Here is a 20,343-nt window from a genome sequence, read left to right on the forward strand (position 1 = left end):
GTCGGCCAGATGAAGATCGTTAATAGCGACCATAGTAGAAGGCTCATGGAGCCTGACCGCCCGGTCTGCCAAGATGGCGCCATCTTTCGGCAAACGCTCAGGAGTGAACATGAATTTCCACACCCGCAAATGGGTAAAACCCGAAGACCTGAACCCCAACGGCACCCTGTTCGGCGGCAGCCTGCTGCGCTGGATCGACGAAGAAGCGGCGATTTACGCGATCGTCCAGTTGGGCAATCAGCGCGTGGTGACCAAGTACATTTCCGAGATCAATTTCGTCAGCGCCTCGCGCCAGGGCGACATCATCGAGCTGGGCATCACCGCCACCGAGTTCGGTCGTACCTCGATCACCCTGACCTGTGAAGTGCGCAACAAGATCACCCGCAAGAGCATCCTCACGGTCGAGAAGATGGTCTTCGTCAACCTCGGCGAGGACGGTTTGCCGGCGCCGCACGGTCGCACCGAGATCAAGTACGTCAAAGACCAGTTCAAGGAAGATGAACTGGTCAGCAACTAACATCGGCGGCGCGCCCTTCGCGAGCAAGCCCGCTCCCACATGGATTGCATTGTACCTGTGGGAGCGGGCTTGCTCGCGAAGGCGGTTGTTTAGTCAGCGAAGAATCATCTGGCCACTGAACAGCCATGAGCCGCCGGGGTCGTAGGTAAACACCACCCCCCACGGTTTCCACGCCATGACCACCCCGACAGACGGCAAGACCCCCAACCTCTCGACCGACGAACAACACGAAGTCGAGAAAAACCAGCCGCCCCGCGCGGCGGTTCTGCATGAAATCATCCGCACTCAAGGCGATCAGGAACTGGAGCGCAGCATCGCTGCATTGTGGTGGTCGGCGCTTGCTGCCGGATTGACCATGGGTCTGTCGCTGATGGGCATGGGCCTGCTCAATTCGCGCCTGCCCGAGGGCGACGAATTCAAGGTCATCGCCAGTTTCGGCTACTGCGCCGGTTTCCTCGCGGTGATTCTCGCCCGCCAGCAGCTGTTCACCGAAAACACCCTCACCGCGGTTCTGCCGGTGATGACCAAACCGACCCTGGCCAATTTCGGTCGGCTGATCCGCTTGTGGGGCGTTGTCCTGTTCGGCAACTTGTGCGGGACGATTCTGGTGGCGTACGTGATGCTCGAGCTGCCGATCTTCGACACCAAGACTGATCACGCCTTCCTTGAAATCGGCCGCAAGGTCATGGAAAACCACGCCAGTCAGATGTTCGCCAAGGGCATCGTCTCAGGCTGGATGATCGCCACCATGGTCTGGATGATCCCGTCCATGGAGAGCGCGAAGATGTGGATCATCATCCTCATCACCTACCTGATGGCGCTGGGCGACTTCACCCACATCGTGGTCGGTTCGGCGGAAGTGTCGTATCTGGTGTTTGCCGGCGAGCTGCCGTGGAGTGATTTCTGGATGGTGTTTGCCGGGCCCACGCTGGCGGGGAACATCATCGGCGGCAGTTTCATCTTCGCCCTGATCAGCCATGCGCAGATCCGCAGCGAAAGCGGGGCGCCCAAGACGGATAAACCGAACTCCGGCAAACCCCGCGAAGATGAATCCGACAGCAAGCCCCGATAGTTTCAGGCCTTGAACGGCGGGCTGACCGGTTCTGTCGTCGGTTCGCTTTCAGGTGCCTTGAGCTGCCCCTCCCAGCGCGCTATGACCAGCGGTGCCAGTGCATTGCCCAACACGTTGAGCGCGGTGACCGGCATGTCCATCAAGCGGTAGACGCCGGCGATGATTGCCACGCCTTCCACTGGCAAACCGGCGGTGGTCAGGGTCGCTGTGAGTATGATGAACATGAAACCCGGCACTCCCGCCGCGCCCTTTGACGTCAACACCATGATCAGCACCAGCATGGCCTGATCCGCCAGACCCAGATCAATCCCGTACGCCTGGGCGATAAACAGCGTGCCCAGTCCCGCGAACAGCGAGGCGCCATCAAGGTTGAACGAGTACCCCAGTGGAATGACCATGCTGGTGATCGGGCGCGGAGCGCCATACTTCTCCATTTTCTCGATCAGTTGTGGCATCACCGTGGCCGACGCAGCACTGCTGTAAGCCAGTATCAATTCACTGCGTATTTCCCGAATCAGGTGGAAAAAGCGAATGCCGGCCATCCGCGCCACCAGCCCCAGCACGCCCAACGCGAAAAGCAACACCGCGACGTAAGTGATGCCGATCAGCTTCGCCAGCGGCAGCAACGCGCTGAGGCCGAAGCTGGCCACGGTGACCCCGATCAGGCCGAAGATGCCGATGGGTGAATAGTGCATGACCAGATGCGTGACCTTGAACATGGTGTCCGATACCGCCTGAATCACGGCGATCAATGGCGCCTTCTGCGGCTCGGGCAGCATCGACAGGGCACAGCCGAACAGGATGGCGAAAAACAGCACGGAGAGCAGCTTGCCCTGAGACATGGCCAGGACGATGTTGTCCGGCACGATGTTCACCAGGGTTCGGCCCAGGTTCTGTGTGTCCCCCGTATTCGCCAGACCAATGGCCGGTGATTGCAGGGTGCTGCTGAAGTCCGCGCCGGCGCCGGGCTGAAAAACATTGCCGACGATCAGTCCGAAGACGATGGCAATGCTGGTGATGGTAAAGAAATAAACCAGCGTCTTTATCCCGACCCGGCCCAATGCCCTGGTGCTGCCTGCCCCGGCGATGCCGACGACCATGCACGCAAAGACCAACGGTACGACGATCATTTTCATCAGCCTGATGAACAGGTCACCGGCCGGTTGCAGCAGATTGTCGATGAACCAGATCTTGTGTTCGGGAAACTGGTTGAGAAGGATGCCGACGATTATTCCGGCTGCCAGCCCGAGCATGATGCGGGTGACCAGACTGGTGGGTTTCCTGGTAGTCATGATGTGCCCCTTTTGTTGTTGTGTTTGTTGGGGTGAAGCTCAGTGTGCGAAGAGACCGTCGAAGTCCTTGAAACCCTTGACCTCGATCGGATTGCCGCTGGGATCGAGAAAGAACATCGTGCGCTGCTCGCCGGGTTCGCCGGCGAAGCGGATCACCGGAGGGATTTCAAACGTTGTGCCGAGGCGGCTCAGACGATCGGCCAGCTCCAGCCACTCCTCCAGCGGCAGGACGACGCCAATGTGCGGCATCAATACTTTGTGATCGCCAACCTGGCCGGTACGGGTCGTGGTGAAGGGCGTGCCCACATGAAGCGAGAGCTGATTGCCGAAAAAGTCGAAGTCGACCCATGTCTCGGTACTGCGGCCTTCGGTGCAGCCCAACACATCTCGATAAAAAGTCCGCGCCTGTTCCAGGTCGCAAACATGGTATGCAGCGTGAAAAGGTCTGTTCATGCGATGTCCCCAAGTGAAGGAGCGCTCAGGGTAAACAGACCGTGCGGCGGGGCATAACGACTTCGCCTTGTTCTGAGCGAAAGGAAAACTTATGGATGTACGGTTTCTGAAAAGTCTGGTGGCGGTGGTCGAGACCGGTTCGATTGCGGCAGCGGCACGGCGCGAGAGTCGCACTGCGGCGGCTATCAGTCAGCGCGTCCAGGCGCTCGAGAGGTTGCTGGGTTGCACGTTACTGCTGCGTACCGCGCACGCTGCCCGGCCCTCGGACCAGTGCCTGCTGATTCTGCCGAAGATCAGGGCGATCATCGAATTGGCCCAGGATCTACAGAGCGATCTGCATCCCGATGGGGTGGCCGGTGAACTGACAATCGGTGCAATTTCTACAGCGCTGACCGGCGTGTTACCCACCTTGATCGAACGATTGGCGCTTACAGCACCTGATTTGAAGCTGAAGATCACCCCGTGTGACTCGAAAAGTCTTTACGAGAAGGTGCTTGCAGGGGAGTTGGACGCAGCGATTCTGGTCAGGCCTCCATTCCAGCCGCCCAAGGCATTGGCACTGGTCGTACTCAAGGTAGAGCCGCTGATTCTGGTGGCTCCAGCCGCGTACGCCGGGCAGTCGCTGGAAACGCTGTTGCGCGTTCATCCGTTCATTCGTTATGACGCACGCTCGTGGGGTGGGCAGATTGCTCAGCGCTACCTCGATGAACACGCCATCGAGCCCAACGTGCTGTGCGAACTGGATGCGCTGGAAACGATCGTCATGCTGGTCGCGCAGGGGATGGGCGTATCGCTGGTGCCGCAGTGGGCCGGGATGATGCTGGAAGGGATGTACGTATTACCGGTCGAGGACGGGCAGCGTCATGCGCGCGAATTGGTGGTGATGCATGGCTCGACGCCGCACCGCCCATTGGCGATGCGGCATCTGCTTGATTTGCTGTGCGGTCCGTCGTGAGGGGGGGCACGACGGCGCTGCGGTGATACATCAGTGTGCGGGTTCAGCCACGGTCGTCGGCTCGTCACGGGTGGCGTGCTTGACCAGTTTACCGATGGTCAGACCCTGCAGCAGGATCGACGACAGCACCACGATGTAGGTGATGCTCAGCAGCAGATCGCGCTCCGGGCCCAGCGGCAGGGCCAGCGCCAGTGCTACCGACACCCCGCCGCGCAAACCGCCCCAGGTCAGAATGCGGATGGTGCCGCGCGGCACCGTGCGCCAACGCCGCAGCAGAACGATGGCCGGGGCCACGGTGAGCAGGCGCGACAGCAGGATCGCCAGCGCCAGCAAACTGGCCGCCGCCACGTGCGCCCAGTTGAACGGCAGCAACAACAGCTCCATGCCGATCAGCGCGAACAGCAGGGCGTTGAGCATGTCATCGAGCAGCTCCCAGAAGCCGTCGAGGTACTTGCGGGTCATGTCGTTCATCGCCAGGTTGCGCCCCAGGTTACCGATGATCAGGCCGGCCACCACCATCGCAATCGGCGCCGAGACGTGCAGCTCGGTGGCCATCGCCGAACCGCCGATCACTAGCGCCAGGGTCAGCATCACCGTGATCTGATGCTGCTGGACGCTCTTGATCATCCGGTACACCCCATAACCGATCAGCCCGCCGAACAGCACACCGCCAATGGCTTCGTGCACGAACAGCATGGCCGTGGCGCTGAGGGTCGGCGTCTCACCCAGTTGGGCGATGCCCAGCAGCACGGTGAACACCACCACCGCCGTGCCGTCATTGAACAGCGACTCGCCGACGATGGTGGTTTTCAGCGGCTTCGAGGCATTGGCGGTACGCAGTACGCCGAGCACCGCGATCGGGTCGGTCGGCGAAATCAGCGCGCCGAACAGCAGGCAGTAGAGGAAGCTCACGTGCCAGCCGAACAGGGCAAAGATGTAAAAAGCGAGGCTGCCGATCACGACGGTGGCAATCAGCACGCCGAAAGTGGCCAACAGGCCGATCGGCCAGCGGTAGCTGCGCAGGTCGTTGAGGTTGACGTGCAGGGCGCCGGCGAACAGCAGGAACGACAGCATCCAGTTCATCAGCAGATCGCCGAAGTCGATCTGGCCGATCAGTTGCTGCACGCGTTCTTCGAGGCCGGGATAGCCGAGCACGCTCAGGCCTTGCAGCAACAGGGAGAACATCAGCGCGGTGACCATCACGCCGATAGTCGGCGGCAGGCCGATGAAGCGGTAATTGACGAAGGTGAGAAGGGTGGTGAGGCAGATAAAAGCGGCGACAAGTTCTAGCATCCGGGCTCCATTGGATGGGGGTGGAAAGACAGCGCCCCGATTCTTCGGTGCAAAGGTTGGATGGGCTGTTTCGGGGTGGGGACACAATCATGCCCCCTCGGTTGGTCAGCCGCAGACATTGGTGTAGGGTCAACAAAAAAATCAAGGAGTGGGACGTGGCGGCGACAGTTCTGGTGTTAATGGCGGCGCTGTTGCATGCGACGTGGAATACCCTGATCAAGTTCAGTGCCGAACGGCTGCTGGTGGTGGCGTGCATGGACACGGTGGCGCTGTTGTTCGTGGCGCTGGCATTTCCATTCATCAGCCTGCCGCCGGTGGAAATCTGGCCGTGGATTCTGGCTTCGGCGGCGTTCGAGCTGCTGTATCGCTATCTGCTGATTCAAGCTTATCGGGTCGGCGACCTAGGACTGGTCTACCCGCTGATGCGCGGCTTGTCGCCGTTGGTGGTGCTGGCGCTGACCCTGATCTTCGCCGGCGAAGTGCTCACTGCGCAGCAGATCTTCGGGATCATGCTGATTCCGTTGGGCATGGCCTGCCTGCTCTGGCAGGGCGGCGGCGGCAAGCATCTGCCGTGGTCGATGCTCCCGGTGGTGGCGCTGATCGGCTTGTGTATCGGTTGTTATACCTATATCGATGGTCAGGCCTTGCGGCGCTGGTCGCATCCACTGGATTACCTGGTCTGGGTCACGTTGCTCAGCGCCTGGCCGTTCCCGTTGCTGGCATGGGTCGCCAAACGCCCGGCATTTCTGGTGTTCTGGTGCGAGCAGTGGAAGCTGGGCCTGGCGGTCGGGTTCTGCGTGTTGTTCAGCTACGCTCTGGTGCTGTGGGCGATGCAGTTGGGCTCGATTGCCGAAGCGGCGGCCTTGCGTGAGATCAGCGTGATTCTGGTGGTGCTGTTCGGCATGCGCTACCTGAAAGAACCTTTCGGCAGGCCGCGGCTCTTAGCCTGTGGGCTGGTATTGATCGGCATGCTGGTGATGAAGTTCTGACCGCTCGCAATTTCCAACACTCGAAAAAAGGACGGCGTTATGACGGTGGCTCTGTGGTGTGTATTGATCGCGATTTTCCTGCCGTATGTGTGCACGATTGTGGCCAAGGTCTCGGGCGGTTTCAGGCTCAGTGACAATCATGATCCTCGGGATTTTCTCGATAGCGTGGGCGGCGTCGCCCGACGGGCGCATGCGGCGCAGTTGAACAGCTTCGAGGTGATGCCGGCATTTGCTGCCGCAGTGATTGTTGCGCATCTGGTGGGCACGGCGCAGCTAGTGACAGTGAATGTGCTGGCGGTGTTGTTTATCACCAGTCGCCTGCTGTACATCATCTGCTACCTGGCGGATTGGGCGATCTTGCGGTCGCTGGTGTGGTTTGTCGGGATGGGGCTGATTGCTGCGTTCTTCTTTGTGTCGGTCTGAATCTCGGGTGTTGCTGCCGGCCTCTTCGCGAGCAAGCCCGCTCCCACAGGTATCAATGGCGAGCACAAATCCTGTGTACACCAAAGAACCCTGTGGGAGCGGGCTTGCCCGCCAAGGCGGTAGCTCTGGCGCCGAGGCGCTTAAGGCTTGTCCTTAACCGTATCGGCCACCTGCGGTACTTGCGGCAACGCCGCACCTTTAGGCCAGAGCATCCAGATCTGCCCCTGCTGCTTCATGTCCCCGGCCAGTTGCCCGGCAGCATCGCCGGTGCCCCAGAACAGATCCGCACGCACCTCGCCGGCAATCGCGCCACCGGTGTCCTGCGCCGCGACCGGGCGAACCAAAGCGCTGCCGTCCGGACGGGTGGTCGACAGCCACAGCAGGCTGCCCAACGGAATCACCTTGCGATCCACCGCTGCGCTGTAGCCGGCGGTCAGCGGCACATTGAGCGAGCCGCGTGGGCCTTCGTTGCTGTCCGGGTTGCGGGTGAAGAACACGTAGCTCGGGTTGCTGCCCAGTAGTTCCGGGATGCGCGACGGATTGGCCTTGGCCCAGTTGCTGATCGCGCTCATGGTCACGTCTTCTTTCTTCAGCTCGCCTTGCTCGACCAGCCAGCGACCAATCGGTCGATACGGGTGGCCGTTCTGGTCGGCGTAGGCGATGCGCAGTTGTTTGCCATCCGGCGTCTGAATCCGCCCGGAACCCTGGATCTGCAAAAACTGCAGGTTCATTGGATCGGTCAGGTATGCCACTACCGGCGCTTTGACGCCTTTGGACTCGATGGTCGCCGCGTCGTCATACGGCTTGAGCACTCGGCCTTCGAGACGGCCACGCAGGCGTTTGCCCTTGAGCTCCGGGTAAATGCTGTCCAGCGAGACGATGATCATGTCTTCCGGCACGCCGTACACCGGCACGTTCGCCACCTCGGTGGGCGTCAGGCTGCCGGGGTAGACCGGTTCGTAGTAACCGGTGATCAGACCGTTGGGGTTGTCATGCTCGGCGCGCAGTCCGAACACGTCGAGGTTCTGCTTGAGGAACGCGCGAATCTCGTTGGCGCTTTGCGGCACGTTGGCGGCTGCCGCGCAGGTGCCGCCCCAGACCGGATCAGCCTTGAGTCGGGTGCAGGCGCTGCGCCATGAACCGAAACCGGCGACCAGATCGCTGTCGGACACCGCCGGCAAGGCTTCCCAAGTGGCGCTGGAATAAGTGGCCAAGGCGTGGGTTTTTGGTTTGGCAGTGTCGCCACCGGTGCAGCCGGCAAGGATTGCCAGCAGCGGCAGGGTTGCGATCAGTGGGTGACGCCAGGCCTTGAAACGGCTGTTCATGGAGTGATTCCTGTGCCGGTTGCCCAAGTGCTCCATGCGCTCCGGCAACCCGTATTTTTAATAGGGCTATTGGTGTTTGTCGGCGACGCGAGGATACTGGCCGCCGAATTCCGTGACCTGAAGCCACCATGACTCTTAAAAGAATTTCTGTTGTATTGCTGGCCTGTCTGACCTTGTCCGCCTGTGGCGGCGTCGATCCGAATTCTCCGCTGGGGCAACGCAAGGCGATCTTCAAACAGATGCTCAAGACCGGCGAAGACCTGGGTGGCATGTTGCGCGGACGCATTCCGTTCGACGGGCCGAAATTCGCCGAAGGCGCAGTGAAGCTCGATGCGTTGTCGCATGAACCGTGGAAGCATTTTCCTCAGGTTCGTGAAGAAGATCACACCAGCGCCAAGGATGATGTCTGGCTGCGTCAGGCCCGCTTTCAGGAATTGGCCCGCAACCTTGAAGCGGCCACCGGTGAACTGGTAATCGCCAGCAAGGTTCAGCCGTACAAGGCCAGTAACCTCGGGCCTGCGGTGCAGAAGGTTGAGGATGCCTGCAGCGCTTGCCATAAAGAGTTTCGCGATCATTGATTTCTGTTGTTTGAGCTGACGCCTTCGCGAGCAAGCCCGCTCCCACACTGGATCTGTGTCGTTCACAAATCAAATGTGGGAGCGGGCTTGCTCGCGAAGAGGGCATCAAATTCCCCGCATTAACGGTTACTTGTCGATCTGGTCCAGCGCGTCCTGCAGTTCTTTGCGCGACTCGGCGAGCTTTTCCTTGCGCTTGTTGATCTTCTCCGGATCGCCTTTCTTCATCGCCTTGTCGAGATCCGCCTGACGCTTGCTCACTTCGTGCTTGGCTTCCAGCACCTTGTTTTCGCGTTCTTTCTTCAGGCCAGCATCGGTGCAGTTCTTCGTCACTTCATCCAGAGCGGTTTGCAGACCGGCCTGCTGATCGGTGTTGCCCCGGGATTTCGCCTGCTCGAGCTGATTGATGATGCCCTGCTTCTTCGCGGCGCAACCGGTCAGGCCCGGTGCATCTTCGTCAGCCATCACAGGCGCGGCCAGAACGCCACAGAGAGTCAGCAAGGCAAGCGGTGCAAGAAATTTCATAAAAGCTCCATGTGCAAAGGCAGTCGGGTCGGGGGCACTGCGCTGTTTGAGCGTCTGACGGCCCTTGGGTTCCCGGCTGCCGGGGGATTGCGTGATCAGAAACCGTCGATTCCGGCGGCGCGTAATGTGTCACTCAGGGCCAGCACCTGCGGGTCGCGGAAGAATGCGCTCAATTGCGCCGCGCGGCCCGGGCCGATTCCGGCTTCTGCCTGCCATTGTTCGGTGTCGCGTTGTGCCAGCGCCTGCCACGAGTCGGCCAGTTGTGCCTGCCCCGTCGGCGGTAAACCCAATGCTTTGAGCCACTGGGTGAACGGCCGTTGGCGGGCGCTGTGAAAACTGTTGATCAGACGTGTGCTGCTGCGTTCGCCGAAGCCGGCAATGTTAGCAAGCTCTGGCTCGTCGAGGGTCAACCAATCCAGCAGGTTGTTCAGGCGGCCTGTTTCCAGAAGTTTCTCCCAGGTGCCGCGCCCGACATTCTGCAGCGCCAGCCCCTGCTTGCCACTGAGCCAGGTCAGGCGCGCGAGAAACTGGCTTTCGCAACCGGGTGTCGGTTGCCAGCAGCTCAAGGCGTGGAAGTCGCGCGTGTCGGGAATGTCGAGGGCGGCCCGTTCGGTGGTGCGCAACACCACACTGTCGAGTCGTGGAATCGTCAACCCGGCCAGGCTGATTGCCACTTGATCGCCGGGGCGGATATCCAGCGCCTGCCAGCGCTTGAGTGAACCGGCACTGACGCGTCTGATCTCGCGGTCATCGAGCATCACCGGCGACAACTCCAATACCGGGGTGATGCGTCCGCTGCGGCCGACTTTGAAATTCACTTTGCGCACCTCGGCCAGCGCTCGGGAAAACGGGTATTTCCAGGCGACGGCCCAGTAGGGCGCGCTCGCCTGCCAGCGCTCAGCCGGTGGGCGCTGGCTCTGGCGCAAGACAATGCCGTCGGTGGCGAAGGGCAGGGGCGATCGATACCAGTGCTCACGCCACTGCTGCGCCTCTTCAAGGTTGGCGATGGCCTGACTGAATGGCGCCGTCGTGGCGAAACCCAATGTCTCCAACGTCGACATTCTTTCGGGCAGACTCGCCGGCCCCTGCGGCCAGTCCCAGACGAACAAACCGATCCCGGACGCCTGTTCTGCGCTCAAGATTTTACGGCTCATCAGCCCGGCAACGGTGGCGCGGGCGTTGACGCTGCCGGCGCTGGCTTGCACATGCTGATTCAGGCGCCAATAGAGCTCGCCCTGCACCAGCAGGTCCAGCGGTTGGGTCAGTTGTTGCGGAATGGCAGCGATCTTTTGCGCCGACGCTGTCCAGTCCTGACCGCTGATCCCGTCGCCGCGACTGATCGCCTGCTGCAACAGGCCGCGACGGTAAATCAGCGTGACCGCTACACCATCGACCTTGGGTTGTACCCAGACATCCTGCCGATCCTTTAACCATGCTTGAACGGCGGCGGCTTGGTGAAGCTTGTCCAGACCGGTGTGGGCGATTGGATGCGCGACGGAGCCAGACGCGCTGCGCAACGGTTCGGGCGCTGCGGGCTGCTGGAAGCACTGGCGCCACTCGATGAGGCGCAGGCGCGATTGATCGTAGAGTTCGTCGGCAATCAGCGAGCGGCCTTGGCGGTGGTAGGCGTCGTCCCATTGGTCGATCTGCTGTTGCAGAGCCGAGATTTCAACTTGCGCTTTGCCGAATGGCCAGTCGGGGCAGGCTGCATGGGCGATCAGAGGGGTGAAACTCAGCAAAAGAACTGAAAACAGGCGCAGCGTGGCAAGCATTTTGAGCGTCCTTGCTCAGGGGGAATGCTTTAAGGCTAGGCGAGGATTCAGAGAGGCACCGGGTGGGTGTTTTGCATCGTGTTTCCGTGCCCATACAGGGGGCGCATGGGCCGGCCTCTTCGCGGGCAAGCCCGCTCCCACAGGGTTCTTTATTGATATTGGAAGGGTATTTCAGGCATGAAAAAGCCCCGCACGGCGTGAACCGTGCGGGGCTTTTTTTGCAGCCGGGGAGGGCTTACAGACCAGCAGCGGAACGCAGAGCGTCGGCGCGGTCGGTTTTTTCCCAGGTGAAGGTGGAGAAGGTGTCTTCGCCAACCGTCTTGGTCTGCGGAGCACGACCGAAGTGGCCGTAGGCTGCAGTTTCCTGGTACATCGGGTGCAGCAGATCCAGCATGGTGGTGATTGCGTATGGACGCAGGTCGAACACTTCACGCACCAGTTTGATGATCTTGTCATCGCTGATCTTGCCGGTACCGAAGGTGTTCAGCGAGATCGAAGTCGGCTGAGCGACACCGATGGCGTAGGACACCTGAATCTCGCAACGCTCGGCCAGGCCGGCAGCGACGATGTTCTTGGCAACATAACGGCCAGCGTAGGCAGCCGAACGGTCAACCTTCGATGGATCTTTACCGGAGAACGCGCCACCGCCGTGACGGGCCATGCCGCCGTAGCTATCGACGATGATCTTGCGACCGGTCAGACCGCAGTCACCTACCGGGCCGCCAATGATGAACTGGCCGGTCGGGTTGATGTGGAACTGGGTGTCTTTGCTCAGCAGTTCGGCAGGCAGCACGTGCTTGACGATCAGCTCCATCACGCCTTCGCGCAGGTCTTTGTAGGACACTTCAGGGTTGTGCTGGGTCGACAGAACAACGGCGTCGATACCGATAACCTTGCCGCCTTCGTAACGGCACGTCACTTGCGACTTGGCGTCCGGACGCAGCCACGGCAGCAGACCCGATTTGCGGGCTTCGGCCTGGCGCTGCACCAGCTGGTGCGAGAAGGTGATCGGCGCTGGCATCAGCACGTCGGTTTCGTTGCTGGCGTAGCCGAACATCAGGCCCTGGTCGCCGGCGCCCTGATCTTCAGGCTTGGCACGGTCAACACCCTGGTTGATGTCAGGGGACTGCTTGCCGATGATGTTCATCACGCCGCAGGTCGCGCCGTCGAAGCCGACTTCGGAGCTGGTGTAGCCGATGTCGCAGATCACGTCACGAACGATCTGCTCCAGATCGACCCAGGCGCTTGTGGTCACTTCACCGGCAACGATAGCCACGCCGGTCTTGACCAGGGTTTCCACGGCAACGCGTGCGTGTTTGTCCTGGGCGATAATGGCGTCCAGCACCGCATCGGAAATCTGGTCGGCGATTTTGTCCGGATGTCCTTCAGACACGGACTCGGAGGTGAAGAGGGAGTATTCGCTCATCTCGATGTTTTCCTGAATTTACCGATGGTGAGTGTCGCCAGCCGGTCGCTGAAAGTGGCGAACCTGGATCTGGAAACCATTACGTAAGCCTACATAGAGGCTGTCCCCGGGAACGAGTCCCGCAGCGGTGGCCCAACGGGCCAAATCGTCCTGTTCAAACCCCAACCACAGATCACCGCAGGCCTCCCTGGCCCAACTCTGGTTGTGGCTACATAACTCTGTCACGAGCAGGCTACCGCCCGGTTGCAGCAGGCCGGCCATGTGCTTGAGCGCTTCGGCCGGCGCGGCGAAATGGTGCAGCACCATGTTCAGTACCACGCAATCGGCCTGAAGGCTGGTGCCATTCAATGCATCGGCCAATTGCAGGCTGACGTTAGCCAGCCGTTCACGTTCACATACCTGACGCGCCAGTTCGAGCATCGCCGGGCTGTTGTCCAGCGCGGTTACGGTGCCGAAGCGGCGGGCCAGTTCCGGCAGGAAAGCACCATCGCCGGGGCCGACTTCAATGGCCGTGGCAGCACCATTGAAGTTCAGTTTGTCGAGCAGGGCCAGCACACTTTCACGGTACTGCGGCAGGCCTGCGATCAAGTCTTGCTGGGCGCGGAATTTCTCCGCAACCCGGGTGAAGAAGTCCTGACTGGCAGCTTCGCGTTGTCCGTGAACCTGGGCGATGCGTGCCTGCACGTCGTCCGGCAGCGCCAGATTGTCGACTTCTTCTAACAATGCGGCGTGCAGCTTGCCGCCCAGCAATTCGGTGTGGGGCAGGGCGCGGCGATAGAAAATCGCGTTGCCTTCGCGGCGTGTCGCCACCAGATCGGCCTGGGCCAGCACCTTGAGGTGGTGGCTCATGCCGGACTGACCGATGCCGAAAATCTGCGCCAGCTCCAGTACGCCGAACGAGTCGTTGGCCAGCGCGCGCAATACATTCAGACGCAGCGGATCGCCACCGGCCTTGCACAGGGCCGCCAGCTCGTCGCAGTCGTCATGGCGAATGGAAGGCACGCGTAAGTTCATGGGGCAGCAGTCTAGTGACGGTGGGAAATCGCTGCAAGGGCAATATCAAAAAGTTTTGATATTGCTCGATAGATGGCACTTCTCACTGGCTGGTTAACTCTACAAACGAACAGCGGAAAGGTTTCACCAGACGAAACCGCCGTCCAGCACGGGAAAAACGCCCTCGGATGACTATCTGTCATTGCCCCGAGGCGCTCCGGTGAGGGAAAATGCCCTCCTTTTTTCCGTTTCAATCTATTCACACCCAGGAGATCAGCGATGCCTAGCCGTCGTGAGCGTGCCAACGCCATTCGTGCCCTCAGCATGGATGCCGTGCAAAAAGCCAACAGCGGCCATCCCGGTGCCCCTATGGGTATGGCAGATATCGCCGAAGTACTTTGGCGCGATTACCTCAAGCACAACCCGAGCAACCCGTCGTTCGCCGACCGTGACCGCTTCGTGCTGTCCAACGGCCACGGCTCGATGTTGATCTACTCGCTGCTGCACCTGACCGGTTACGACCTGTCGATCGACGACCTCAAGCAGTTCCGTCAACTGCACAGCCGCACCCCGGGTCACCCGGAATTCGGTTATACCCCGGGCGTCGAGACCACCACCGGCCCGCTGGGTCAGGGGCTGGCCAACGCCGTCGGTTTCGCCCTGGCGGAAAAAGTCCTGGGCGCGCAGTTCAACCGTCCTGGCCACAACATCGTTGATCACCACACCTACGTGTTCCTCGGTGATGGCTGCATGATGGAAGGCATTTCCCACGAAGTCGCTTCCCTGGCCGGTACGCTGGGCCTGAGCAAGCTGATCGCCTTCTACGATGACAACGGCATCTCCATCGACGGTGAAGTCGAAGGCTGGTTCACCGATGACACCCCGAAGCGTTTCGAATCCTACAACTGGCAGGTGATCCGCAACGTCGACGGTCACGATCCGGAAGAGATCAAGACCGCCATCGAAACCGCGCGCAAGAGCCCGCTGCCGACCCTGATCTGCTGCAAGACCACCATCGGTTTCGGTTCGCCGAACAAGCAGGGCAAGGAAGACTGCCACGGCGCCCCACTGGGTGACGCGGAAATCGCTCTGACCCGTCAGGCGCTGAACTGGAACTACGGCCCGTTCGAAATCCCTGCAGACATTTATGCCGAGTGGGATGCCAAGGAAAAAGGTCGCGCTGCCGAAGCCGAGTGGGATCAGCGTTTCGCTGCCTACTCCGCGGCGCTCCCGACCGAAGCCAACGAGCTGATCCGTCGTCTGAGCGGCGAACTGCCGGCTGACTTCGCGGAAAAAGCCTCGGCCTACATCGCTGAAGTGGCGGCCAAAGGCGAAACCATCGCCAGCCGTAAAGCCAGCCAGAACACCCTGAACGCGTTCGGCCCGCTGCTGCCGGAACTGCTCGGCGGTTCGGCTGACCTGGCCGGTTCCAACCTGACCCTGTGGAAAGGTTGCAAAGGCGTCAGCGCTGAAGACGCCAGCGGCAACTACATGTACTACGGCGTGCGCGAATTCGGCATGACCGCGATCATGAACGGCGTGTCCCTGCACGGCGGCCTGGTGCCTTACGGCGCGACCTTCCTGATGTTCATGGAATATGCGCGCAACGCGGTACGCATGTCGGCGCTGATGAAGAAGCGTGTGATCCACGTCTACACCCACGACTCCATCGGTCTGGGCGAAGACGGCCCGACGCACCAGCCGATCGAGCAACTGACCAGCCTGCGCACCACGCCGAACCTCGACACCTGGCGTCCAGCCGATGCCGTTGAATCGGCAGTGGCCTGGAAAAATGCGCTGGAGCGTAAGGACGGCCCTTCGGCGCTGATCTTCTCGCGTCAGAACCTGCAGCACCAGGAACGCGATGCCGGCCAGATCGCCGACATCAGCCGCGGTGGTTACGTGTTGAAGGACTGCGCAGGCGAGCCTGAGCTGATCCTGATTGCGACCGGTTCGGAAGTCGGTCTGGCCGTTCAGGCCTTCGACAAACTGACCGGGCAGGGCCGCAAGGTGCGCGTGGTTTCCATGCCGTGCACCAGCGTGTTCGATGCGCAGGACGCCGGCTACAAGCAATCGGTTCTGCCGTTGCAGGTCAGCGCACGTATCGCGATCGAAGCGGCTCACGCCGACTTCTGGTTCAAGTATGTGGGTCTGGAAGGTCGCGTGATCGGCATGACCACCTACGGCGAATCGGCTCCGGCTTCGGCACTGTTCGAAGAGTTCGGCTTCACCCTGGACAACATCCTGGGTCAGGCTGAAGAGCTGCTGGAAGACTGATCCAGAAGTTGCGTCGTCTGGACTGACGCCTTCGCGAGCAAGCCCGCTCCCACTGGGGGATTTGTTGTGTGACACAAACAGTGTTCTCAACCCTGATCCAATGTGGGAGCGGGCTTGCTCGCGAAATCGTTGGTTCAGACACCACTGCAATAACGGAATCAAACGGTAATCGAGAACCCCATGCCTCACCCGCGTCCCTACAAAGTTGCACTCAACGGCTACGGCCGGATTGGTCGTTGCGTTTTGCGTGCGTTGTTCGAGCGTGGCGAGAAGGCCGGGTTTGAAATTGTCGCGATCAACGATCTGGCGGACATGGCCAGCATCGAATACCTGACACGCTTCGACTCCACCCACGGCCGCTTTCCCGGCGAAGTGCGAGTAGAAGGCGATTGTCTGCATATTAATGGCGACTGCGTGAAGGTCCTGCGCAGTGCCACCCCCGAAGGCATTGACTGGGCGGCGCTGGGCGTCGACCTGGTGCTTGAGTGCTCCGGTGCTTACCACACCCGCGAAGACGGCCAGCGTTTCCTCGACGCCGGCGCGCCACGCGTGCTGTTCTCGCAACCGATGGCCAGCGAGGCGGATGTCGACGCCACCATCGTCTTCGGCGTCAATCAGGATTGCCTGACTGGCGATGAACTGCTGGTGTCCAACGCCTCCTGTACCACCAACTGCGGTGTGCCGCTGTTGCGTCTGCTGGACAAGGCGATCGGCCTGGATTACGTGTCGATCACCACGATTCACTCGGCGATGAACGATCAGCCGGTGATCGACGCCTATCACCACGAAGACCTGCGCCGCACCCGTTCGGCGTTTCAGTCGGTGATCCCGGTGTCCACTGGTCTGGCACGTGGCATCGAGCGCCTGCTGCCGGAACTTGCCGGGCGAATTCAGGCCAAAGCCGTACGCGTGCCGACGGTCAACGTGTCCTGCCTCGACATCACGATGCAGACCGCCACCGCGACCGATGCCAACGAGGTCAACCGGATCCTGCGCGAAGCCGCCACCAACGGCCCGCTCAAAGGTCTGCTGGCCTACACCGAGTTGCCGCACGCCAGCTGTGATTTCAACCATGACCCACATTCAGCCATTGTCGACGCCAGTCAGACCCGTGTATCCGGCCCCAAACTGGTGAACATCCTGGCCTGGTTCGACAACGAATGGGGTTTTGCCAACCGAATGCTGGACGTTGCAGACCACTATCTGCAAACAGCGATTTCAAAAAAACCTGCTCTCTAAGAACAGTTACTCAGGAAGTGCGACCCATGACCGTGTTGAAGATGTCCGACCTCGATCTGCAAGGTAAGCGCGTATTGATTCGCGAAGACCTCAACGTCCCAGTCAAGGACGGTGTTGTCACCAGCGATGCGCGTATCCTGGCTTCGCTGCCGACCATCAAGCTGGCCCTGGAAAAAGGTGCGGCGGTGATGGTGTGTTCGCACCTGGGCCGTCCGACCGAAGGCGAGTTCTCCGCCGAGAACAGCCTCAAGCCAGTCGCTGACTACCTGAGCAAGGCCTTGGGCCGCGACGTGCCGCTGGTGGCCGATTACCTGGGCGGCGTTGACGTCAAGGCCGGCGACATCGTGCTGTTCGAAAACGTGCGCTTCAACAAGGGCGAGAAAAAGAACGCTGACGAGCTGGCCCAGCAATACGCCGCCCTGTGCGACGTGTTCGTGATGGACGCCTTCGGCACCGCGCACCGCGCAGAGGGTTCGACCCACGGCGTGGCCAAGTTCGCCAAAGTCGCCGCTGCCGGCCCGTTGCTGGCCGCTGAGCTGGACGCACTGGGCAAGGCGCTGGGCGCACCGGCCAAGCCAATGGCTGCGATCGTTGCCGGCTCCAAGGTGTCGACCAAACTCGACGTACTCAACAGCCTGAGCCAGATCTGCGATCAGCTGATCGTCGGTGGCGGCATCGCCAACACTTTCCTGGCTGCCGCCGGTCACCCGGTCGGCAAGTCGCTGTACGAGCCGGACCTGCTGGACACCGCGCGTGCCATCGCCGCCAAGGTCAGTGTGCCGCTGCCGGTGGACGTGGTGGTTGCCAAGGAATTCGCTGAAAGCGCCGAAGCCACCGTCAAGCTGATTGCTGACGTTGCCGCTGACGACATGATTCTGGACATCGGCCCGCAAACCGCGGCCAACTTCGCCGAACTGCTGAAGTCGTCGAAAACCATTCTGTGGAACGGCCCGGTCGGCGTGTTCGAATTCGACCAGTTCGGCAACGGCACCAAGGTGCTGGCCCAGGCCATCGCTGACAGCGCCGCGTTCTCCATTGCCGGCGGTGGCGACACCCTGGCGGCCATCGATAAATATGGCGTGGCCGAGCAAATCTCCTACATTTCCACCGGTGGCGGCGCGTTCCTCGAATTCGTCGAAGGCAAGGTGCTGCCGGCCGTTGAAGTCCTGGAAAGTCGGGCCAAGGCCTGAGGCCGCCCGTTTGGCCAGGCAAAGGAGTGTTCAGATGGTCAAGTCGTTAGCGCTGTTGTTGCTGACCGGTACGCTGGCGGCCTGCGGGAGTAACCCGAAGGCCGAGGCGACACCTGCGCCGGATGCGGCACAGAAAGGCTGCTACCAGGCCGACTGGCAGGCCGAAACCAACCCGGTGCTGAACAAGCGCTCGGGGCCGGACGGTCTGGACAAATACGAGACGCAAACCCCGGCCAAGGAACATGGTTGTCCTTGACCGGTCTGACTCTTAACTCAGGGCTGGCGGCGTTGGCTGTCAGTCGAGGAACACGGATGAAAGGCTTGATCGCCATTGCGGCGTTGGCATTGTTGGGCGGTTGCGCGCAGTTGAACCTGTTTCAGTCGTCTGCACCTGCGGACAGCTGGACCACCTGGACCTGCGACAGCCAGGCCAAAGTGCTATGGCGCTACGCCAATGCCGGCCAGAAGGAAGTCGATGTTCGGCTGGGTGGCGGTGATCAGGTCTATCGCCTGAAAGAAGAGCCGGGCGCCTCGGGCGTGCTGTACAGCGACGGCATGCTGGCGTTTCACGTCAAGGGTGACGAAGGCCTGGTGTACTGGGTCGCCACCAATGACCTGATTGGCCGCGGCTGCAAGGCGCAGTAATTGACACACCATAGATCTAATGTGGCAGCGGATCCCAATGTGGGAGCGAGCTTGCTCGCGAAAGCGCTGGTTCAGCTTGCAGTTGTGTTGAATGTTGAAATGCATTCGCGAGCAAGCTCGCTCCCACAGAGTTCTGCGTAGTTCTTGAGAATTTGCTTTATCGAATCACCAGACCGGGCTTCGACCCCCGATCTGCAATCACTTGAATAGCCGCCGCCGCTCCGGCAGGCTGGCACGATTAACGACCCTCAACCGGGAGAGAGACACACAATGGCACTTATCAGCATGCGCCAGATGCTGGACCACGCAGCCGAGTTCGGCTACGGCGTTCCAGCCTTCAACGTCAACAACCTTGAGCAGATGCGCGCCATCATGGAAGCCGCTGACAAGACTGACTCCCCGGTGATCGTCCAGGCTTCGGCCGGCGCTCGCAAATACGCCGGCGCGCCATTCCTGCGTCACCTGATCCTGGCCGCGATCGAAGAATTCCCGCACATCCCGGTGTGCATGCACCAGGACCACGGCACCAGCCCTGACGTCTGCCAGCGCTCCATCCAGCTGGGCTTCAGCTCGGTGATGATGGACGGCTCCCTGGGCGAAGACGGCAAGACTCCGACCGACTACGAATACAACGTCCGCGTTACCCAACAAACCGTCGCCATGGCTCACGCCTGCGGCGTTTCGGTAGAAGGCGAGCTGGGCTGCCTGGGTTCGCTGGAAACCGGTATGGCCGGTGAAGAAGACGGCATCGGCGCTGAAGGCGTTCTGGATCACAGCCAGATGCTGACCGACCCGGAAGAAGCCGCTGACTTCGTCAAGAAGACCCAGGTCGATGCCCTGGCCATCGCCATCGGCACCAGCCACGGCGCCTACAAGTTCACCAAGCCACCTACCGGTGACGTGCTGGCGATCGACCGCATCAAGGAAATCCACAAGCGCATCCCGAACACCCACCTGGTGATGCACGGTTCCTCGTCGGTTCCACAAGAGTGGCTGGCGATCATCAACCAGTACGGCGGCGACATCAAAGAAACCTACGGCGTACCGGTTGAAGAAATCGTCGAAGGCATCAAATACGGCGTACGCAAGGTCAACATCGACACCGACCTGCGCCTGGCATCCACTGGCGCAATGCGTCGCCTGATGGCCACCAACCCGAGCGAATTCGACCCACGTAAATTCTTCGGCGCAACCGTGACGGCGATGCGTGATGTATGTATCGCTCGTTATGAAGCGTTCGGTACTGCCGGTAATGCTTCGAAGATCAAGCCGATCTCGTTGGAAGCGATGTATCAGCGTTATCTGAAGGGTGAGTTGAACGCCAAGGTTAACTAAGCCTGGGCGTTGAGCTGCTGTTATGAGAAACCCGCCGAGAGGCGGGT

20 protein-coding genes are annotated in these 20,343 nt (G+C 60.8%); 12 read left to right on the forward strand and 8 right to left on the reverse strand.

Going from position 1 to position 20,343, the window contains the following annotated elements; all coding sequences use genetic code 11:
* Positions 1 to 109 precede the first annotated feature (109 nt).
* Entirely contained in the window at positions 110 to 517 is a 408-nt protein-coding gene (locus VLA07_RS11605; RefSeq protein ID WP_095137509.1) for an acyl-CoA thioesterase, read from the forward strand.
* A gap of 175 nt (positions 518 to 692) precedes the next feature.
* The gene (locus VLA07_RS11610) at positions 693 to 1,589 is read left to right on the forward strand and encodes a formate/nitrite transporter family protein (protein ID WP_115988718.1); all 897 of its coding nucleotides are present in this window, start codon (positions 693 to 695) and stop codon (positions 1,587 to 1,589) included.
* A 2-nt stretch (positions 1,590 to 1,591) separates the two neighbouring features.
* On the opposite strand, the gene VLA07_RS11615 is transcribed toward VLA07_RS11610, so the two are convergent.
* Positions 1,592 to 2,881 (reverse strand): cation:dicarboxylate symporter family transporter, encoded by a 1,290-nt coding sequence (locus VLA07_RS11615; protein WP_333989276.1) that lies wholly within the window; start codon positions 2,879 to 2,881, stop codon positions 1,592 to 1,594.
* A 39-nt stretch (positions 2,882 to 2,920) separates the two neighbouring features.
* Positions 2,921 to 3,334: a VOC family protein gene (locus VLA07_RS11620; RefSeq protein WP_027610613.1), complete on the reverse strand. Its 414-nt coding sequence runs from the start codon at positions 3,332 to 3,334 to the stop codon at positions 2,921 to 2,923.
* 91 nt (positions 3,335 to 3,425) lie between these two features.
* On the opposite strand from VLA07_RS11620, the gene VLA07_RS11625 reads away from it, so the two are divergent.
* Positions 3,426 to 4,289, forward strand: coding sequence for a LysR family transcriptional regulator (locus tag VLA07_RS11625; RefSeq protein WP_333989277.1), 864 nt, complete (start codon positions 3,426 to 3,428; stop codon positions 4,287 to 4,289).
* A gap of 30 nt (positions 4,290 to 4,319) precedes the next feature.
* Here the strand turns inward: VLA07_RS11625 and VLA07_RS11630 are convergent, their stop codons facing one another.
* Complete coding sequence (locus VLA07_RS11630; RefSeq protein WP_027610615.1) at positions 4,320 to 5,582, reverse strand: cation:proton antiporter; 1,263 nt, start codon at positions 5,580 to 5,582, stop codon at positions 4,320 to 4,322.
* Positions 5,583 to 5,737: 155 nt separating this feature from the next.
* Here VLA07_RS11630 and VLA07_RS11635 point away from each other — a divergent pair, with 155 nt between their 5' ends.
* Together VLA07_RS11635 and VLA07_RS11640 are read left to right on the forward strand one after the other, a co-directional pair.
* Entirely contained in the window at positions 5,738 to 6,571 is an 834-nt protein-coding gene (locus VLA07_RS11635; protein WP_333989278.1) for an EamA family transporter, read from the forward strand.
* Between the two features lie 39 nt (positions 6,572 to 6,610).
* Positions 6,611 to 6,994: an MAPEG family protein gene (locus tag VLA07_RS11640; RefSeq protein ID WP_027610617.1), complete on the forward strand. Its 384-nt coding sequence runs from the start codon at positions 6,611 to 6,613 to the stop codon at positions 6,992 to 6,994.
* A gap of 140 nt (positions 6,995 to 7,134) precedes the next feature.
* Here VLA07_RS11640 and mltA read toward each other — a convergent pair whose 3' ends face one another.
* Complete coding sequence (gene mltA / locus VLA07_RS11645; RefSeq protein ID WP_027610618.1) at positions 7,135 to 8,319, reverse strand: murein transglycosylase A; 1,185 nt, start codon at positions 8,317 to 8,319, stop codon at positions 7,135 to 7,137.
* Positions 8,320 to 8,447: 128 nt separating this feature from the next.
* Between mltA and VLA07_RS11650 the strand changes: the two genes are divergently transcribed.
* Positions 8,448 to 8,897, forward strand: coding sequence for a c-type cytochrome (locus VLA07_RS11650; protein WP_027610619.1), 450 nt, complete (start codon positions 8,448 to 8,450; stop codon positions 8,895 to 8,897).
* A 126-nt stretch (positions 8,898 to 9,023) separates the two neighbouring features.
* Here VLA07_RS11650 and VLA07_RS11655 read toward each other — a convergent pair whose 3' ends face one another.
* The 4 genes from VLA07_RS11655 to VLA07_RS11670 all read right to left on the reverse strand — a co-directional run bounded on the left by VLA07_RS11655 (position 9,024) and on the right by VLA07_RS11670 (position 13,631).
* Positions 9,024 to 9,419, reverse strand: a complete 396-nt coding sequence (locus VLA07_RS11655) for a DUF1090 domain-containing protein (protein ID WP_333989279.1) — start codon at positions 9,417 to 9,419, stop codon at positions 9,024 to 9,026.
* Positions 9,420 to 9,514: 95 nt separating this feature from the next.
* Entirely contained in the window at positions 9,515 to 11,191 is a 1,677-nt protein-coding gene (gene ligB, locus VLA07_RS11660) for an NAD-dependent DNA ligase LigB (RefSeq protein WP_333989280.1), read from the reverse strand.
* Positions 11,192 to 11,426: 235 nt separating this feature from the next.
* The gene (gene metK, locus VLA07_RS11665; RefSeq protein WP_333989281.1) at positions 11,427 to 12,617 is read right to left on the reverse strand and encodes a methionine adenosyltransferase; all 1,191 of its coding nucleotides are present in this window, start codon (positions 12,615 to 12,617) and stop codon (positions 11,427 to 11,429) included.
* 18 nt (positions 12,618 to 12,635) lie between these two features.
* Positions 12,636 to 13,631 (reverse strand): ArsR/SmtB family transcription factor, encoded by a 996-nt coding sequence (locus VLA07_RS11670; RefSeq protein ID WP_333989282.1) that lies wholly within the window; start codon positions 13,629 to 13,631, stop codon positions 12,636 to 12,638.
* A 258-nt stretch (positions 13,632 to 13,889) separates the two neighbouring features.
* Between VLA07_RS11670 and tkt the strand changes: the two genes are divergently transcribed.
* The 6 genes from tkt to fba all read left to right on the forward strand — a co-directional run bounded on the left by tkt (position 13,890) and on the right by fba (position 20,296).
* The gene (gene tkt, locus VLA07_RS11675; protein ID WP_333989283.1) at positions 13,890 to 15,887 is read left to right on the forward strand and encodes a transketolase; all 1,998 of its coding nucleotides are present in this window, start codon (positions 13,890 to 13,892) and stop codon (positions 15,885 to 15,887) included.
* 180 nt (positions 15,888 to 16,067) lie between these two features.
* Positions 16,068 to 17,126: an erythrose-4-phosphate dehydrogenase gene (gene epd, locus VLA07_RS11680; RefSeq protein WP_333989284.1), complete on the forward strand. Its 1,059-nt coding sequence runs from the start codon at positions 16,068 to 16,070 to the stop codon at positions 17,124 to 17,126.
* Positions 17,127 to 17,152: 26 nt separating this feature from the next.
* The gene (locus VLA07_RS11685; protein ID WP_027610625.1) at positions 17,153 to 18,316 is read left to right on the forward strand and encodes a phosphoglycerate kinase; all 1,164 of its coding nucleotides are present in this window, start codon (positions 17,153 to 17,155) and stop codon (positions 18,314 to 18,316) included.
* A 34-nt stretch (positions 18,317 to 18,350) separates the two neighbouring features.
* Positions 18,351 to 18,572 (forward strand): hypothetical protein, encoded by a 222-nt coding sequence (locus VLA07_RS11690; protein ID WP_007961876.1) that lies wholly within the window; start codon positions 18,351 to 18,353, stop codon positions 18,570 to 18,572.
* A gap of 56 nt (positions 18,573 to 18,628) precedes the next feature.
* Positions 18,629 to 18,961: an MliC family protein gene (locus VLA07_RS11695; RefSeq protein ID WP_139055217.1), complete on the forward strand. Its 333-nt coding sequence runs from the start codon at positions 18,629 to 18,631 to the stop codon at positions 18,959 to 18,961.
* 270 nt (positions 18,962 to 19,231) lie between these two features.
* Entirely contained in the window at positions 19,232 to 20,296 is a 1,065-nt protein-coding gene (gene fba, locus VLA07_RS11700) for a class II fructose-bisphosphate aldolase (RefSeq protein ID WP_003177554.1), read from the forward strand.
* Positions 20,297 to 20,343: the final 47 nt, after the last annotated feature.

Source organism: Pseudomonas sp. S3(2024) (genome assembly GCF_036861315.1).
GTDB classification, from domain to species: domain Bacteria; phylum Pseudomonadota; class Gammaproteobacteria; order Pseudomonadales; family Pseudomonadaceae; genus Aquipseudomonas; species Aquipseudomonas putida_A.

Coding starts and splice junctions, on each gene's coding strand:
- VLA07_RS11695 (WP_139055217.1), top strand. CDS start 18,629: ATGAAAGGCTTGATCGCCATTGCGGCGTTGGCATTGTTGGGCGGTTGC.
- VLA07_RS11615 (WP_333989276.1), bottom strand. CDS start 2,881: ATGACTACCAGGAAACCCACCAGTCTGGTCACCCGCATCATGCTCGGG.
- ligB (WP_333989280.1), bottom strand. CDS start 11,191: ATGCTTGCCACGCTGCGCCTGTTTTCAGTTCTTTTGCTGAGTTTCACC.
- mltA (WP_027610618.1), bottom strand. CDS start 8,319: ATGAACAGCCGTTTCAAGGCCTGGCGTCACCCACTGATCGCAACCCTG.
- VLA07_RS11685 (WP_027610625.1), top strand. CDS start 17,153: ATGACCGTGTTGAAGATGTCCGACCTCGATCTGCAAGGTAAGCGCGTA.
- VLA07_RS11640 (WP_027610617.1), top strand. CDS start 6,611: ATGACGGTGGCTCTGTGGTGTGTATTGATCGCGATTTTCCTGCCGTAT.
- VLA07_RS11670 (WP_333989282.1), bottom strand. CDS start 13,631: ATGAACTTACGCGTGCCTTCCATTCGCCATGACGACTGCGACGAGCTG.
- VLA07_RS11655 (WP_333989279.1), bottom strand. CDS start 9,419: ATGAAATTTCTTGCACCGCTTGCCTTGCTGACTCTCTGTGGCGTTCTG.
- VLA07_RS11625 (WP_333989277.1), top strand. CDS start 3,426: ATGGATGTACGGTTTCTGAAAAGTCTGGTGGCGGTGGTCGAGACCGGT.
- VLA07_RS11630 (WP_027610615.1), bottom strand. CDS start 5,582: ATGCTAGAACTTGTCGCCGCTTTTATCTGCCTCACCACCCTTCTCACC.
- VLA07_RS11650 (WP_027610619.1), top strand. CDS start 8,448: ATGACTCTTAAAAGAATTTCTGTTGTATTGCTGGCCTGTCTGACCTTG.
- VLA07_RS11620 (WP_027610613.1), bottom strand. CDS start 3,334: ATGAACAGACCTTTTCACGCTGCATACCATGTTTGCGACCTGGAACAG.
- epd (WP_333989284.1), top strand. CDS start 16,068: ATGCCTCACCCGCGTCCCTACAAAGTTGCACTCAACGGCTACGGCCGG.
- metK (WP_333989281.1), bottom strand. CDS start 12,617: ATGAGCGAATACTCCCTCTTCACCTCCGAGTCCGTGTCTGAAGGACAT.
- tkt (WP_333989283.1), top strand. CDS start 13,890: ATGCCTAGCCGTCGTGAGCGTGCCAACGCCATTCGTGCCCTCAGCATG.
- VLA07_RS11690 (WP_007961876.1), top strand. CDS start 18,351: ATGGTCAAGTCGTTAGCGCTGTTGTTGCTGACCGGTACGCTGGCGGCC.
- fba (WP_003177554.1), top strand. CDS start 19,232: ATGGCACTTATCAGCATGCGCCAGATGCTGGACCACGCAGCCGAGTTC.
- VLA07_RS11610 (WP_115988718.1), top strand. CDS start 693: ATGACCACCCCGACAGACGGCAAGACCCCCAACCTCTCGACCGACGAA.
- VLA07_RS11605 (WP_095137509.1), top strand. CDS start 110: ATGAATTTCCACACCCGCAAATGGGTAAAACCCGAAGACCTGAACCCC.